Raw genomic sequence first — 16,859 nt, forward strand, 5'->3', positions numbered from 1 at the left:
AAATATTTATTTGCTATATTTCTACTTGCATTTAAATCAGCGTGGATATTATTACCACACACACAAGAATATAAATTAGCTTTACGATTTGATTTCTTAACTTCACCACATTTAGAACAACTCTGGGATGTATATTTAGGATTAATATATTCCACTTTAATCCCAGTTAATTTAGCTTTATACTCAATAAATTGTTGAAGTTGATAGAAAGTCCAGCTATGAAGGTTTCTATCTGCTCTATTAAGACTTTGAGCAGTATTACGGATATTCTCTAGATTCTCCATAATTATAGTGCCAACTTGCTCTTGCACAGCAAGATTAATAAGTTGTTTACTAATTTTATGGTTTAAATCTCTCATCCATCTCTGCTCTTTGTCATTAATATTCTTAATAGCTTTAATCTTTTTAGATTTACCTAACTTTCTTCTTAATGAACGATATTTTTTACGAATGAAACCTGCTTCTTTACCATCATAGAATTGACGATTAATCTCTTTACCTTTAGTAGTTTTAATACTAGCAACAGCTAATTGACGAAGTCCTATATCAATTCCCATTACATTAGAGTTAGTGCTTTTTTTATTGTCTATTTTAATTGTGACAGCAAAGTACCATTTGCCTCTTTTATAGAAAAGGCTGGCTTTGCCTAATTTACAGCTATTCTTAATATGATTTTGCAATTCCTTTAATCTATTAGTCTCTTTAACAGGAAAAGCAAATCTTTGGCATTTGCTAGTATAGAGAGGTATTGAGATTATATGATTATCAATTTTATAATTTTGATTATTATAGCAAATAGGTTGATTATCTTTAAATTCTAGATTCTCTTTATCAGAATTAGATTTTAAAAACCTTTTATAGAGTGCTTTAACTTCTCTGATATTTTGATTCTTAACAGCCGAGGGGAGGTTTATTTCTTTGAAGTCAGCAGAGCTCAATTTAGTTTTTCCTGCTTTAAGTTTGTTAGCAATGCTTTGACGATTCTTAACTACTTCTGCAATATTTTCAAAGAATATATTCTCTTTTCTTTTGGTTGGTTTTAACAACTCTAGAACATAAGTCAATTGCATATTAATCACCTTTGATTTTCAACATAGTGTTGAATAGTTTCAGAACTTACATTACCAGCAGTAGCTACAAAATAAGCTCTAGTCCACACAGAACCCTTAATATTTAACTCTGGAAAATGCTTTGATATTCTTCTCCCAGTTGTACCTTTAATAATATTCATTAATTTACTGGGAGAATATTTAGGCAAAGCTGATATAAAAAGGTGTATATGGTCTGGCATTATCTCAGTAGCTAATACTTCAAAATTATGTTTATCAGCTAATTCATTGATGGTATCTAAGATTAATTGCTTAATTTGAGGGTTATCTAAAATCTGCTTTCTGTACTTAGGTATCCATATAAAATGATAATTTAAAAGAAATTTTGCATGTCTTGTACTTTTATAGGTATTCATGACTAAAACCCCTTTAGTGTCAACTATTAATATTATTATACCATAAAAGGGATTCGTATTCAATAACTGGATTATATACAAAACAATTTTAATTTTCAGATTGACGAAAAATTAAAATAGCCGATTCATCCCCGTCCATTATCATGAGCGAGGCTTTCTCGACTAAATTCGGTAATAGCAATTATCAGCTTGTTAAAAAAGGAATGAAGTTAACAGAAGATACAATAGGACATTTTGAAAAAATAGAAAATAATGTAGAATTAATTACAGAGCAGATGTCAGAGATTAGCGATGTGGCAGATAACCAAACCGAAAGGATAAAGGATATAGTAATGAAGACTAAAGATATTAATGAGATAACTCAGAATTTATCTGATAGTTCAAAAGAGACAACTTCATCAGCAGAAATGTTAAAGGAATTTGCTAAGAATTTAGAACAGACTACAGAAGAGTTTAGAGTTTAATTTTTATTAAAAATTGTTGACAACTACCATAGAATATGTTATTCTTTTTATAAACCAAATACCCCCTATAGGTATATAAATTAAAAATACTTTTTTGGGTATAATAATGACAAGGATAGAGGAGGGACTAATAATGGCAGAGAAAGCCAAAGCAGAATCCAGAGTTAATATAGAGATTGGAGGAATGACATGTTCAGCTTGTGCTAATAGAGTAGAACAAGGTTTAAACAAGATGGAAGGTGTTAGTGATGCAACAGTTAACTTTGCAATAGAAAAAGCAACAGTTAATTACGATCCTGAACAGGCAGGTATAGGAGATTTTATAGATAAGATTAAAGATTTAGGCTATGATGTGCCTCAAGAGAAGACAGATTTTAAGATTATCGGGATGACATGTTCAGCTTGTGCTAATCGTGTTGAGCAGGGTTTAAATAAATTAGATGGCGTGATTAATGCTAATGTAAACTTTGCAGTAGAAAAAGCAACAGTAGAATATATTCCAGGTCAGGTGGCAGTCTCTGATTTAAAAGCAAAAGTAAAAGATTTAGGTTATGATGTCGATGAAAGTGAAGAAGATTTCACTGAAGATAGAGAACAGAAGAAACGTAAGGCGGAAGAACAGAAACAACTAACTTTATTTGGTGTCGCGGCTATAGGTTCTATTCCATTCTTAATTATGTTTACCTTCATGATTTTAGGTCAGCCGGTACCAGAATTATTAGAGAACAAATTATTTCAGTTTGTAATCTCTACAGTAATTCAAGTAGTTGTTGGTTATCAGTATTATAAAGATTCATACTATGCTTTGAAAAACAAAAGCGCTAATATGTCCGTCTTAATTGCTACTGGAACGACGGCTGCTTATCTATATAGTGTAGCTAATACATTTATTTTAGATGGCCATGTTTTTTATGATACAGCGGTGATTATTTTTGCGTTGATTGGCTTAGGTAAGTTGTTAGAAGCGCGAGCAAAAGGTAAGACTTCAGAAGCGATTAGAAAATTAATGGATTTACAGGCTAATAATGCTCGAGTTATTCGTGATGGTGAAGAGGTTGAGATACCAGTTGAAGAGGTACAAGAAGGAGACTTAATTATAGTTAAACCAGGTGAAAAAATTCCAGTTGATGGTGTAGTTAAAGAAGGGAACTCCGCAGTTGATGAATCGATGTTAACCGGAGAGAGTATACCGGTTGAAAAAGAAGCTGGTGATGAAGTAATTGGAGCTACGTTAAATAAGAATGGAGCTTTGAAGTTTGAGGCTACTAAAGTTGGTGCCGATACTGCTTTATCGCAGATTATTCAGATGGTAGAAGAAGCCCAAGGCTCAAAAGCACCAATTCAGAGAGTAGCTGATAAGGTTTCTGGTATATTTGTGCCGATTGTTGTTGGGATTGCTATTTTAGCATTTGCCGGGTGGTATATAGCGACAGGGGACTTTACAATTGCTCTTTTGAACATGACAGCAGTCCTAGTAATTGCTTGTCCTTGTTCTTTAGGTCTAGCTACACCAACAGCAATTATGGTGGGAACTGGTAAGGGAGCAGAGAATGGTATTCTCTTCAAAGGTGGAGAACATTTAGAGAAGGCTCATAAAATTGAAACTATCGTTTTTGATAAGACAGGAACAATTACTAAGGGAGAGCCTGAGGTTACAGATATCATTAGTACAGATGAATTTAGTGATGATGAATTATTAAACCATGCAGCTATAGTAGAGAAGGGGTCAGAGCATCCGTTAGCTTTAGCAATTATGGAGCATGCAAAAGAAGCAGAGATCAAGCCTGATGATCCAGATAATTTTGAAGCAATTCCTGGTCATGGGGTTAGAGCAAAGTATAATGAAGTAGAGATCTTATTTGGTAATGCAAAATTAATGCGAGATAATGATGTTAATATTGAGTCACTAATTGATGATATTCATCGATTAGAATCAGAAGGTAAGACAGCGATGACGATGTCTATTGATGGTGAATTAGCAGGAGTAATTGCTGTAGCTGATACAGTAAAAGAAAGTTCTGCTCAAGCTATCAAAGAGTTGCAAGGAATGGGTATTGAAACAGTAATGTTAACCGGAGATAATGAACGTACTGCAAAAGCAATTGCAAAACAGGTTGGAATTGAACGTGTGCTAGCGGAAGTACTGCCAGATGATAAAGCAAATGAGGTACAGCAATTAAGAGATGAAGGTAAAGTAGTAGCTATGGTTGGCGATGGTATTAATGATGCACCAGCTTTAGCTACAGCAGATATCGGATTAGCAATTGGGACAGGAACAGATGTAGCTATAGAGGCTGCTGATATAACCTTAATGCGCGGGGATTTACGTAGTGTGGCTACTAGTATACGATTGAGCAAGCAGACTATGCGTAAGATCAAGCAGAATTTATTCTGGGCTTTCTTTTATAATACAGTAGGAATTCCGGTTGCTGCATTTGGATTCTTAATTCCGGTTATGGCTGCGGGAGCTATGGCATTTAGTTCAATTTCAGTAGTTTCTAACTCTTTATTGCTTAAACGATATAACCCTCAAACAGTTTAATTATTTATAATGTGCTAAGATATATAATAAATGCAGGAAGATTGAATTTAAATATCGAATAAATAGATTAGCACATATAGATGGAAGGAGGAAGCAAAATGGGATCTTATAGTAAGAAAAAAAATGATCTTATTACTCGTTTAAAAAGAGTAGAAGGACAAGTTCGTGGTATTCAGAGGATGGTCGATGAAGAAAAATACTGTGTAGATGTTTTGACGCAGATTGCCGCTGCGAGAGCAGCTTTAAATAAAGTAGGCATGTCTATTTTGGAAGATCATACTCATGGCTGTGTTACAAAAGCAGTAGCTGATGACGACCAAGGTGATGAAATAATAGATGAGTTGATGGATGTTATCTTTAAGTTTACTAAATAAAACCATTTGAATTTAGAAGGAGGAACCTAACTTTGCGAGAATATGCAGAGGTAAAGGAAGTTGATAATGGTTTAGCTACTGTTGAGATTAAACGAGCTGCTTCTTGTGATAAATGTGGAAAGTGTAGTGAAGAGAATAAAGATTTACAAGTTAAAGCTAAAAATATAATTGGTGCTAAACCGGGGCAGTTAGTCGTTATAGAATTAGAAGATAAGAATCTATTAGGTGCTGTATTTATAGTCTATCTTTTACCGTTGATTAATCTTTTTGTCGGTTACTTTGCAGGTAGCTGGTTAAGTAATAACTATGGTTTTGGAAATGCAGACTTAGTAGGAGGAGTTACAGGAATCTTATTTCTAGTATTATCTTTTGTCTTTGTACGACAACATGGAGAACGAGGTAGTGAAATGGGTAAGTATCAGCCGATAATTAAGAGAGTCTTTAGGGGCAATTTAGAAGATGTTTTAGATGATGATGATCATGGTCATCACCATTAATTGATAAGGAGGTGACTAATAAAAAATGGATGAAGTAACAATTACTGTACGTGGTATGTCTTGTGGACATTGCAAGAATGCTGTTGAAGAAGCTTTAAATGCTTTAGATGGTGTAGAATCAGCAGAAGTTGATTTAGATGCAGAGACAGTAGCTGTCAGCTATGATGGCTTAGAGGTTGAAGATTTAAAGTCAGCTATTACAGAGGCGGGGCCATATGAAGTAGAGTAGATTAAAATGAAATAATATTATTAGTTTCAGGCTACTTTCTAAATTCATTTTAGAGAGTAGCCTGAAGCTATATAATAAATCTTAATATTAATAACAAGGAATTAAATTTTAATTATAGAAATAAAATAAGAAGAGAATATAATTAATAGATGGAGGACTGTAAATGGCCTATAAATTAATAGCAATTGATATGGATGACACTTTATTATCTGATGAGTTTAGAATGCCTGTAGCAGTTAAAGATGCTATAGCTCAAGCAGTAGCACAAGGGGTAATAGTCACTATTGCTACTGGAAGGATGTATTCTTCAGCACTACCATATGTAAAAGATTTGGGGCTTGATATTCCGATTATTACTTATAATGGAGCCTTAGTTAAAGAAGCAATTTCTGGTCAAATTGTAAATCATCGTCCAGTGCCTAGTAGGATAGTAAAAGAAATAATTGATTTAGCTGACAAAGAAGAATGGCATTTAAACCTTTATTTAAATGATAAATTATACGTAAATAAATTAGGAGCTGAATCTGAGTTTTATGAAGAAATTGCTGGAATTGAAGCGTTGTTAATTGATGATTTTTTGGAAGTATCATCTCAACCATCGACTAAAGTATTGGTTATAAGTAAAGATGCAAGACAAGCAGATGAAATTTCAAAAGTATTACAAAATAAATTTAGCGAAGAATTGAATATTACAAAGTCAAAACCAAGATTTATAGAAATAATGCAAAAAGGAGTATCTAAAGGGATTGCTTTAGCTGAATTAGCAGCTGATTTAGGTATCAAAAAATCAGAAATAATAGCTATTGGAGATAGTTTGAATGATCTAGAAATGATTCAATATGCTGGTTTAGGAGTTGCTGTTGCTAATGCTGCTTCTGAAGTTAAGGAAAGAGCGGACTATATAACTAAATCTAACGAAGAAGCTGGGGTAGCAGAAGTAATTAAGAAATTTGTGTTGTGATGGTGATTGATTACAAGGAGGGTAAGTATGAAAGATTTGATTAGAGAGCTACCAAAAGTAGAATTACACCTACATTTAGATGGCTCTCTAAGAGTAGAGACGGTAGTTGATTTGGCTAAGGAATTAGAAGTTGAATTACCTACCAATAATAAAGAAGAGTTGAAGAGTTATTTACAGGTGGATGACGAATGTGAAAGCTTAGTTGAATATCTGAAGAAATTTGAATTTCCTTTAAAGGTCATGCAGACCAAAAATGCTTTACAGCGAGTCGCTTATGAGTTAGCTGAAGATGCTGCCCAAGATAATATAAAGTATTTAGAAGTTAGGTTTGCTCCTTTGATGTTAGCGTCAAAATTAAGTAAAGAAGAAGTAGTAGAAGCAGTCTTGAGTGGACTTAAGAAGGCAGAAAGAGATTACGATTTACAGACTAATATAATTCTTTGTTGTATGCGGCATCAGGACCCAAGTAAGAGTGTGGAGGTTGTGCAGTTAGCCAGTGATTATTTAGGTAAAGGGGTAGTAGGTGTAGACTTGGCCGGTGATGAAGCGGACTTCCCACCTGAGGAGCACGAAAAGGCCTTTCAATTAGCAAAAGGTATCGGTCTACATCGTACTGTACATGCAGGGGAAGCAGCTGGAGCCGATAGCGTTCGTAAGGCTATTGATTATTTAAACGCTGAAAGAATTGGACATGGTATTAGGGCTAAAGAGGATACTGAGACCTTAGAAATTATTCAGGAAAGCAAGATAGCGTTAGAGGTCTGTCCTACTAGTAATGTACATACTAAAGTAGTTGACAATCTTAGTAACCATCCGGTTAAAGAGTATTTTGATTTAGGAGTTTTGGTTACTATCAATACTGATAATCGGACAGTATCTAATCTAACTTTAAGTGAAGAATATATAGCTTTGTATGAAAATTTTGATTTTGAAATAGAAGATATTAAGCAATTGATTTTGAATGGAGTAGAAGCGGCTTTTATTAATAAAGATGAAAGAGAAGAACTGATTAATAAATTTAAAGCTGAATTTACTGAATTAGAAGCAGAGTACCAATAGATTATATAAATAGAACTGTAGAGTAATATCGGCTGAAAATTTAGTCTTCGTACATAATCGATTGATGTTAGCCATTTAGAATGTAGCAGACTGGAATAAATAAAGCATGGTAAAAGTTGTTTTCTGTTTGACCGTTAGGGAGTTTGAAAACAACCCATGCTTTATTTATGGAAGTCGTTGCGGAATTCGTAGGCGGTATCAATTGATTATGTAAGAACCTAGATTTCAAACATGATTGAGGTGAACAAATTTATAAGGGCTTACGAACGCTTATAAACATTTAAGGTTATTTAGCCGATAATATTCCTGTAGTCTTTAGGAGTGTGATATGATGACAGAAGAATCAGTGATTGGGAATCAACTTTATCATGATTATCTATTTAATTTTGAAGCAGTAGCTGATTTTTATGAATATGACTCAAGACAAGAAGTAGCGTTTACAGAACGGGTTAGCTATCTAAATAATAATTACCAGCAGGATAGAGATCATTTGGCGGCAATTTTAAAAGATTATAATCAGAAATTAGGTTGTAGTCAAGAAGTAATCACCAATATAGAAGCTTTAAAAAGAAACGAAACCGGAGCAGTAGTTACCGGTCAGCAGGCTGGCATCTTTACTGGACCTCTTTATACAGTCTATAAAGCAATAAATGCTATCTTATTAGCAGAACGGACTGGTAAGCTTACTGATTCTAAAGTAGTTCCTATCTTTTGGGTAGCTAGTGAAGACCATGACTTTCAGGAGATTAATCATATTAATTTGGTCAATGCTAATAATCAGTTAGAGACTGTTGAATTAGTGGGAGATTACATAGCCACATCTATTGGCAATATTGAAGTAAACGAAGATCTCTTTAAGTTAATAGATCGTTTAGCTGAAGAGACTTATGATACAGAATTTAAAGAACGAATAATTTCTAACTTAAGAAACTTAGCTCAAGAAGCAGATGACTTAGCAGAATGGTTTAGCAGAATAATGTTAGATCTATTTAATGATTATGGTTTGATTATCTTTGATCCTATGTGGCCTGAAATTAGGCAATTAAGCAGTGGTATCTATCAAGAAATCATCTGTAAACAGTCTGAAATAAAAGAGAAGTTTCAGCAGACTAATTATCAGTTGAACGAAGCCGGATATCCTCTACAGGTTGATAAGAGTATGGATAATTCCCATCTCTTTATCTATTTTGACCAAGAAAGAAATTCCCTTTTATCAAAGACCAAAGCTGGGGGCAAGCATTATTTTGAGACTCGGAATCAGAAGGTGCAAGTTAATCAAGAGGATATACTACAGATGATTGAGCAAGAACCTGTTCGCTTTAGTCCTAATGTAGTCTTAAGACCGATAGTGCAAGAGTATCTTCTGCCAACTGTCGCCTATGTAGGAGGCCCAGGAGAGATAGCTTATCATAGTCAATTAAAAGGCTTATATTCTATCTTTGATTTACAAATGCCGATTTTATATCCAAGAGAGAGCATTACAGTGGTTGAGGCAAGGTTAGCTAGTTATATGGATAAGTACGGATTAACTAGAAAGGATATAATTAATTTTAATTTGGACAAACGATTAGAAGAAGAGTTAGCAGATAAAGATGAGTTAGATATTCCGCAGATCTTTAATGATGTTAAAGACAAATTTGCTTGCGATTATCAAGAATTAATTAAGCAGATAAGTGAAATAGATCAGAATTTACAGCAGTTAGGGGAACAGAATCTAGAGCGGATTATTGGACAAGTTGACTATCTAGAAGAAAAAACACAACAATTTCACAAAAGGAATAGTGAAGTTTTAGTTAGACAATTCAAAAAATTGAAGAATAACCTATTGCCTAATCAGAACTTACAAGAAAGATACTTAAATATCTTTCCGTATTTAATTAAATATAGTCATACTTTTATTGATGACTTAGTAGATTACTTTGAATTAGAATTTACACATCGTCTATATTACTATCGAGGTGATAAATAAGATGACAATAGATTTACTAGCATTTGGAGCACATCCTGATGATGTAGAGATTGGGGCAGGAGGGACTTTAATTAAGCACCAACAAGCCGGTTATAAAGTTGCAATTATCGACTTAACAGCTGGTGAAATGGGGAGCAATGGTACAGCGGAGATTAGAGCTAAGGAATCCCAAACTGCAGGTGAAATTATGGGGTTAGAATTTAGAGATTGCTTAGGGCTACCAGATGGGAAAGTTAAGAATGATTCTAAAGCGATCAAATTAGTAGTAGAAAAGATTAGGAAGCATAGGCCACAAATAGTCTTAGCTCCTTACTGGCAAGACAGACATCCAGACCATATTAATAGTAGCCAGTTAATAACAGAAGCTTGTTTTAAAGCAGGACTAAGGAAATTCGATGCTAGCGGTGAACCTTATCGTCCCCAAGCAGTAGTCTATTATTTCTTAGCTCAAGTAGATGAGCCAGACTTTATAGTAGATATTTCAAATGTGTATGAGACTAAGTTGGAAGCTTTATTTGCCCATGATTCACAAGTAAATCATACAAAAAAGAACAGTTTCAAAACTGTTTTGAATACTTCGAACTTCTTAAAGAAATTAGATGCTAGATTTAAGTATTTAGGTTCTTTAATTAACACTGAAGCAGGAGAAGGCTTTAAATATAAGAAAGCCATCGAATTATCTGATTTAACAACTTTAAGGGGAGGTGTTTAGAATTGAATATAGGTATCATCTGTTATCCTTCCTATGGAGGAAGTGGAGTTGTAGCTACAGAATTAGGAAAGCAGCTAGCCAATCGAGACCATAAAGTACATTTTGTTAGTTATGAGCCGCCGTTTAGATTAGACCAATATTATGAAAATATCTATTTTCATGAAGTAGAGATACCTTCTTATCCACTATTTAAGTATCCGCCGTATTCATTAGCTTTAGCTAATAAGATATCTGAATTGATTTCGGAAGAAGAATTAGATATTATTCATGCTCATTATGCAATTCCACATTCTTTATGTTCTTATATAGCAAAAGAAGTTAAGAAAGAGGCTGATGTTAAAGTAGTAACTACCTTGCACGGTACAGATATTACTTTAGTAGGAAATCAGAGTTCATTTGAGAATATAACGAAATTTAGTATCGAAGCAAGTGATGGCATTACAGCAGTCTCCGAGAACTTACGTGAAGAGACACTAGAGGCTTTTGATTTAGCAGAAGATAGAGTTAGGACTATCTATAACTTTGTAGACACTAGAGAATATATGAGGACTGAGCCAGAAGAACCACTCAAATTAGCTAGTGGGGAAGATAAGATTATAACGCATATATCTAACTTTCGCGATGTTAAGAATATTCCAGATGTAATTAAGATATTTGCTTTAATTAATAAAGAAGTCAGTAGTAAACTACTCTTAATCGGTGATGGACCTAATCGTCATCAAGCTAAAGATCTAGTAGCTAAATTAAATTTAGAAGATAAAGTCTATTTCTTAGGGAAACAGGATAATATAATACCGCTTCTATCAATCTCTGACCTCTTCTTATTACCATCTCAAAAGGAGAGCTTTGGTTTAGTCTCAGTTGAAGCTATGGCCTGTAAAGTTCCAGTCATCGCCTCCGATGCCGGAGGGATTCCAGAAGTAGTCTTAAACGAAGTAACCGGATTCTTAGCAAAACCAGGTGCAGTTAAAGAGATGGCTAAAAAAGGAGTAGAATTACTAAAGAACGAAGAAATGCATCATGAAATCGCCAAGAATGCTAGACACTGGGTAGTAACTAAGTTTAGTGCCGAAAATATTGTTGACAAGTATGAAGCCTACTATTATGAATTAATTAATAATTAAATCTTATAATGAATAAAATTTAAAATCATATAATATCAATTAAGCATAATTGACAGCTATTAATCTAACTATAATGTAAAACAATTATAATTTTTAGAGATTATTAGCTGTTTTTGTTATCTAAAATGGGGGGGTTAACCAATGAGCACTTATTATTCTCAAAGTAAAAAAGACTTAGAAAAGTTGGCGACAGAAGTAAAGATTAAAGAAGAAAGAATTAGAGAATTATTAGTAGAAGAACAGTTGGATGGGGTTATTCTTAGTAAGAATTATAACTTTGCTTGGTTGACAGCTGGTGGTAATAATAGAATAGTCAATAATCGTGAGACTGGTGCGGCGGAGATATTAATTACTAACCGAGATAAATATATATTAACTAATAATTTAGAAGAGCGAAGACTTCGTGAAGAAGAGGTATTTAACCAGAACTTCACTTTTTTACGTAGAAAGTGGTATCAAGATAAAAGCTTAGATAACTTAATTTCTGGATTAAAATTAGGCTCTGATCTGCCAGTAGAAGAAATGAAGTATGTGGGAAAAGAGCTTAGTGAGTTAAGATATTCGTTAACCGAATTTGAACTAGAAAGGTATAGAAGGTTAGGAGGAGAAGCAGCCCAAATAGTTTCTAATATCTGTCAGGATTTCAAACGGGGGATTAGTGAGAATGAAGTTGCAGCGAGAGTAGTTAAAGGATTACGAGAAGCAGGAATCTATACCGTCTCACTTTTGGTTGCTGCTGATGAGAGAATATCTAAGTACTGCCATCCACAACCTACTAATAAAGAGGCTAATAATCGGCTTATGATCAGTTTAGCTGCTGAAAGAGGTGGGTTGGTAGTCAGCTTAACAAGGATGGTTGCTTTTAAGTCATTATCTTATCAATTGTCAGAACAGTTAGAAGATTTATTAAAAATTGAGAGTATCTATTTGAATGGGACCCAGGCAGGGCAAGAGGTAAATGAGTTATTTAATAAAGCAGTAGCTAAGTATCAAGAGCTAGGCTATGAAGAAGCATGGGAGTTTGATGATCATGGAGGAGCGCTAGGTTATAAAGTTAGAGATTATTTAGCCACAACAGATTGTGAAAAAGAAATCCAGGCCAATCAACCCTTTGCTTGGACACCTACTTTGCCTGGCTTAAAGTTAGAGGATACAGTCATCGCTACAGAATCTGGTCCTGAAATTATTACTAGTGATGATGACTGGCCAAAGCAGTGTTATAAAGTAAATGGTAAGGAGTGGCAACGACCGGATATCTTAATTTTATGACATAATTTTATTTGGATTGTTATATAATACATAGAGTGTAGCAAAGTATATAGTAGGAGGGATAATCAATGGCAATTAAATTTGGAACTGATGGTTGGAGATCAATCATAGCTGATGAATTTACTTTTGGGAATCTAAAGATAGTAACCCAAGCGATTGCTAATTACTTAAAGAATAATAATAAGACTGATAAGGGAATCTTTATCGGTTATGATAACAGATTTTTAGCTGAGGAATTTGCAGAAGCAATAGCTGAAGTCTTACTTGGGAATGATATTGAAGCTATAGTTGCTAAGGAAGCATTACCAACACCAGTGACAGCTTTTGCTATTCAAGAAGAAGGTTTTAATGGAGCGTTAATGTTAACTGCTAGTCATAATCCTGCTCACTATCAAGGAATAAAATTTATTCCTGAATATGCAGGACCTGCTTTACCAGAGATTACTGATCAAATTGAAGAGGAAGTAGCTAAAGTACAGAAGAGTGGCGATATACAAGCAGTTAATATCAACGAAACTAGTCAAGAGGTTAAGAAGTTAGATCCTAAATCTAATTATTTAAAGCATCTTCAAGAAGTGATTGATTTTTCACAATTTAATAACCAGAGCTTAAATATTTTAGTAAACCCTATGTATGGTGCTGGCATCGGTTACTTAACAGAAATCTTTGCTGATACTAAAGTTAAAGTGGAAGAGATGAACGGTTATCGTGATCCACTATTTGGAGGAGGAATGCCAGAACCAACGGAAGCAGAGCTACCAGAATTAATGGCAAGAGTTAAAGAGGATGAATGGAATTTAGGGTTAGCCCTGGATGGAGATGCAGACCGATTTGGTATTATTACTGGTCAAGGGCAATATTTAAGTCCTAACCAAGTACTATTCTTATTGCTAGACTATCTAGTAGAAGACAAAGAATTGAATGGTGGAGTTGCTAAAACAGTTGCCACAACACATATGTTAGATCGAATTGCTAAAAAACATGGCTTAGAAGTCTTTGAAACGCCAGTTGGGTTTAAGTATATCGGTAATATGATGTTAAATGAAGATATAATTATCGGTGGTGAAGAGAGTGGCGGTTTAAGCATCAAAGGTCATATACCTGAAAAAGATGGATTATTAGCTTGCGTCTTGATTGTGGAAATGATTATGAGTAGAGGAGAAAGATTAACTACTATTCTTAAACAGGTAGAAGAGAAATATGGCAAGCTAATTAGTGAAAGATTGGATATCGAATGCAGTCCTGCTCAAAAACCAGATGTTCTAAAGCGAATTGAAGGATTTGATGCTAAGAAAGTTGCCGGGCAAAGAGTAGTTAAAAAGATTGATAAAGATGGCATGAAGGTTATTCTAGAAGATGGTAGTTGGTGTTTGATGCGTCCTTCTGGAACTGAACCTTTGATTCGTATTTATGTAGAGACAGCTGATAAGAAGTCAATGAAGAAGATTCAAGATGAAGTAAGAGATATATTAAAGATATAGCAGAAGATCCTCTATCTATCTTAGGTAGAGGATTTTTGATTTTATAAATTAGAAAAGGAGGAGACTTAAACAATAATCCTGAATAATATACTTGAGGAAAGGAGCGAGAATATGGGACAAGAAGATAGATTATTAGCAATAGATGTAGGAGCTGGGACACAGGATATTTTATTATATGAATCAGGACAACCTATTGAAAATTCAATTAAATTAGTCTTACCTTCACCAACCGTGATTAAATATAATGAAATAACAGCAGCTACAGCTGCTAAGCAAGATATATTTATTAGTGGTCAATTAATGGGAGGTGGAGCTAATAGCAAAGCTATAAAAAGACATTTAGAAGCAGGTTATGATGTATATGCACTGCCACAACCAGCTAAGACACTTAATGATAACTTAGAAATTGTTACAGAAATGGGGATTAAAGTAGTAGATTCTTCTCCTAAAGATATTGATTATAAAGAGATTGTTTTTGGTGATATAGATTTGGATAAGTTGAACGATAGTCTCAAAAATTTTGGAGTAGAGTTACCCAACAAGTATGCTATTGCAGTTCAAGACCATGGAGAAGCTTTAGATAAAAGCGATCGTAAATTTAGATTTGAGCATTGGCAGCGTTTTATTGAAGCAGGTGGAGATATTAAAGAGCTTAGTTATTTAGAAGCGCCAGATTATTTAACGAGAATGCAAGCTAATCAATCATTGGCTCCTAATGCATTATTAATGGACACTGGAGCAGCAGCGATTCGTGGTGCACTTTGTGATGATAATGTAGCGAAGTATCAAGAAGAAGGAGTAGTAGTAATTAATATCGGTAACTTACATACTTTAGGAATTATAGTTAAGGGTAACAGAGTATGTGGGTTATTTGAACATCATACATCTTTGATGAATTCAGAAAAGTTAGAGGACTATGTTAAACGATTGATAGCTAATGATTTACCTAATGAAGAAGTATACTCTGATCGAGGGCATGGTGCTTATATAGAACCTCAGATGCCAGATATTGATGTTAAGATGGTAGCGGTGACAGGACCTAATCGCAATTTAGCAATCGATTTAGATTATTACTTTGCGGTTCCTGAAGGTGATATGATGCTTTCTGGTTGTTTTGGTTTGGTGGCGGCAGCTAAGGAGCAAGGGTTGATTTGTAATTTTAAATAAATGAGCTTTAATTTAGAAAGGTAGAGTTATAATGGATATGGAATTGGATAGTGGAATCTATAATTTAATTATTTATTTACCGTTAGATAAAGTGATAAAGGTAGGAAGTTTAGGTGAGTTTGAATTTGAAAGTGGTTATTATGTCTATACTGGTACTGCTCAGCGTAATCTTTTAGCTAGAATTAATAGACATAAGAGTAAGGATAAGAAGTTACATTGGCATATCGATTATCTATTACAGGAAGCAGATGTAGCTGCGGTTAGGACTTGGGAAGGGTCTAAAGAGTTAGAGTGTCAGATTCATCAGTCTTTACTGAAAAGATCAGAATTTACAGAACCGGTTTTGGGGTTTGGTGCTAGTGATTGTAACTGCAATACTCATTTATCATACTCAAAAGAGAGACCTAAAATAGATGAAGAGGTTAAAGTTGACTAATATTTGATGGAAAGGGAGATAATAATAATGTCTAAAGAGGAAATACAGAATTTAAAAGATGTAGTTAATTTTAAAGTTGAAGAGGATAGATTACTTTATTCTGCAAATCATGATGAGATTAGAGATGGACTGACAACTGATATTTATTTTATCAAGACAAGAGAAATCTTGCATGAGTTAGATTTAGATAAGACTAAAGTAGTAGTAGATATATTTACTAGCAAAGCAGGAACTTTGGCGGGAGTAGATGAAGTGCTGAATTTGTTGCAGAATAAGGAAGTTAAAGTTTGGGGTCTAGAAGAAGGTAGCAAGATGAAGAAAAAAGAAGTAGTATTGCGTATTGAAGGGGCATATAATGATTTTGGTATCTTTGAAACAGCTATGTTAGGTTCCTTGGCTAGCTCAAGCGGGTGGGCTACTGCAGCGGCAGAATGTAAAGAAGTAGCTGATGATATTCCGGTGCTTTGTTTTGGTGCTAGACATTTGCATCCAGCAGTTGCTCCTGTAATGGAGAGAGCTGCTATTGTTGGTGGAGTCAATGGGGCGAGTTGTATTTTAGGAGCTAAGTTAGCAGGAATGAATCCTTCAGGAACAGTTCCCCATGCATTAATTCTAACGGTTGGCGATACTCTTAAAGTAGCAGAGGCTTATGATGAGATTATGCCTAAGGAAGCACCGAGAATTATGTTAGTTGATACTTTTAAGGATGAAGCAGAAGAAACTTTACGTTTGGCAGATAATTTAAAAGAACGTTTAGAAGGGGTTAGATTGGATACACCTTCAGAAAGAGGAGGAGTAACTCCAGCTTTAGTAAGGGAGATAAGAGCTCGTCTAGACAAGGCAGGTTATCAGCATGTAAACCTATTTGTATCGGGTGGTATCAATCCTGAACGAATTTTGGAGCTAAAGGATCAAGGTGTAGATGGCTTTGGCGTTGGTAGTTATATTTCTGGAGCAGAAGCAATTAATATGACGATGGATATTAAAGAAGTGGATGGGAAACCTATAGCGAAAAGAGGTAGGATACCTGGTCCGGCTGAGAATAAACGGTTAAAGAGATTAATATAATTATAATGATAGATAAAGATTGCATGGCGTAGTAAGATTTAG

At 34.5% G+C, this 16,859-nt stretch carries 17 protein-coding genes; 15 read left to right on the forward strand and 2 right to left on the reverse strand.

What is annotated here, in order from left to right:
• Both BM077_RS10585 and tnpA read right to left on the reverse strand, forming a co-directional pair.
• On the reverse strand, window positions 1-1,070 hold a 1,070-nt coding region (locus BM077_RS10585; RefSeq protein WP_090095255.1), incomplete at its 3' end, for an RNA-guided endonuclease InsQ/TnpB family protein.
• 5 nt (window positions 1,071-1,075) lie between these two features.
• Complete coding sequence (gene tnpA, locus BM077_RS10590; protein WP_090003531.1) at window positions 1,076-1,465, reverse strand: IS200/IS605 family transposase; 390 nt, start codon at window positions 1,463-1,465, stop codon at window positions 1,076-1,078.
• A 203-nt stretch (window positions 1,466-1,668) separates the two neighbouring features.
• On the opposite strand from tnpA, the gene BM077_RS10595 reads away from it, so the two are divergent.
• From BM077_RS10595 to BM077_RS10665, 15 genes are all read left to right on the forward strand, one after another.
• Window positions 1,669-1,929: a hypothetical protein gene (locus tag BM077_RS10595; protein ID WP_176941709.1), complete on the forward strand. Its 261-nt coding sequence runs from the start codon at window positions 1,669-1,671 to the stop codon at window positions 1,927-1,929.
• A gap of 133 nt (window positions 1,930-2,062) precedes the next feature.
• Window positions 2,063-4,471 (forward strand): heavy metal translocating P-type ATPase, encoded by a 2,409-nt coding sequence (locus BM077_RS10600; RefSeq protein WP_089750235.1) that lies wholly within the window; start codon window positions 2,063-2,065, stop codon window positions 4,469-4,471.
• Between the two features lie 98 nt (window positions 4,472-4,569).
• A complete protein-coding gene (locus tag BM077_RS10605; RefSeq protein WP_089750234.1) occupies window positions 4,570-4,845 on the forward strand; it encodes a metal-sensitive transcriptional regulator in 276 nt (91 codons plus the stop codon).
• 32 nt (window positions 4,846-4,877) lie between these two features.
• Window positions 4,878-5,342, forward strand: coding sequence for a SoxR reducing system RseC family protein (locus tag BM077_RS10610; RefSeq protein WP_176941708.1), 465 nt, complete (start codon window positions 4,878-4,880; stop codon window positions 5,340-5,342).
• 25 nt (window positions 5,343-5,367) lie between these two features.
• A complete protein-coding gene (locus BM077_RS10615) occupies window positions 5,368-5,571 on the forward strand; it encodes a cation transporter (RefSeq protein ID WP_089750230.1) in 204 nt (67 codons plus the stop codon).
• A 163-nt stretch (window positions 5,572-5,734) separates the two neighbouring features.
• Complete coding sequence (locus BM077_RS10620; RefSeq protein ID WP_089750228.1) at window positions 5,735-6,532, forward strand: Cof-type HAD-IIB family hydrolase; 798 nt, start codon at window positions 5,735-5,737, stop codon at window positions 6,530-6,532.
• Between the two features lie 27 nt (window positions 6,533-6,559).
• Entirely contained in the window at window positions 6,560-7,591 is a 1,032-nt protein-coding gene (add, locus tag BM077_RS10625; RefSeq protein WP_089750225.1) for an adenosine deaminase, read from the forward strand.
• 331 nt (window positions 7,592-7,922) lie between these two features.
• Window positions 7,923-9,560: a bacillithiol biosynthesis cysteine-adding enzyme BshC gene (gene bshC / locus BM077_RS10630; RefSeq protein ID WP_177175536.1), complete on the forward strand. Its 1,638-nt coding sequence runs from the start codon at window positions 7,923-7,925 to the stop codon at window positions 9,558-9,560.
• Between the two features lies 1 nt (window position 9,561).
• Window positions 9,562-10,272 (forward strand): bacillithiol biosynthesis deacetylase BshB1, encoded by a 711-nt coding sequence (gene bshB1 / locus BM077_RS10635; protein ID WP_089750219.1) that lies wholly within the window; start codon window positions 9,562-9,564, stop codon window positions 10,270-10,272.
• Window positions 10,273-10,274: 2 nt separating this feature from the next.
• Window positions 10,275-11,396: an N-acetyl-alpha-D-glucosaminyl L-malate synthase BshA gene (bshA, locus tag BM077_RS10640; protein ID WP_089750217.1), complete on the forward strand. Its 1,122-nt coding sequence runs from the start codon at window positions 10,275-10,277 to the stop codon at window positions 11,394-11,396.
• 141 nt (window positions 11,397-11,537) lie between these two features.
• Window positions 11,538-12,665 (forward strand): M24 family metallopeptidase, encoded by a 1,128-nt coding sequence (locus BM077_RS10645; RefSeq protein WP_089750215.1) that lies wholly within the window; start codon window positions 11,538-11,540, stop codon window positions 12,663-12,665.
• A 68-nt stretch (window positions 12,666-12,733) separates the two neighbouring features.
• Window positions 12,734-14,146: a phosphoglucomutase/phosphomannomutase family protein gene (locus BM077_RS10650; protein WP_089750213.1), complete on the forward strand. Its 1,413-nt coding sequence runs from the start codon at window positions 12,734-12,736 to the stop codon at window positions 14,144-14,146.
• 111 nt (window positions 14,147-14,257) lie between these two features.
• Window positions 14,258-15,313: a DUF1786 domain-containing protein gene (locus tag BM077_RS10655; protein WP_089750211.1), complete on the forward strand. Its 1,056-nt coding sequence runs from the start codon at window positions 14,258-14,260 to the stop codon at window positions 15,311-15,313.
• Between the two features lie 31 nt (window positions 15,314-15,344).
• The gene (locus BM077_RS10660) at window positions 15,345-15,749 is read left to right on the forward strand and encodes a GIY-YIG nuclease family protein (protein ID WP_089750209.1); all 405 of its coding nucleotides are present in this window, start codon (window positions 15,345-15,347) and stop codon (window positions 15,747-15,749) included.
• A 27-nt stretch (window positions 15,750-15,776) separates the two neighbouring features.
• On the forward strand, window positions 15,777-16,817 hold the full coding sequence (locus BM077_RS10665) for a nicotinate phosphoribosyltransferase (RefSeq protein ID WP_089750207.1): 1,041 nt from the start codon (window positions 15,777-15,779) through the stop codon (window positions 16,815-16,817).
• The last annotated feature ends 42 nt before the right edge of the window (window positions 16,818-16,859 follow it).

Source organism: Candidatus Frackibacter sp. WG13, assembly GCF_900114655.1.
Lineage (GTDB): Bacteria > Bacillota > Halanaerobiia > Halobacteroidales > Acetohalobiaceae > Frackibacter.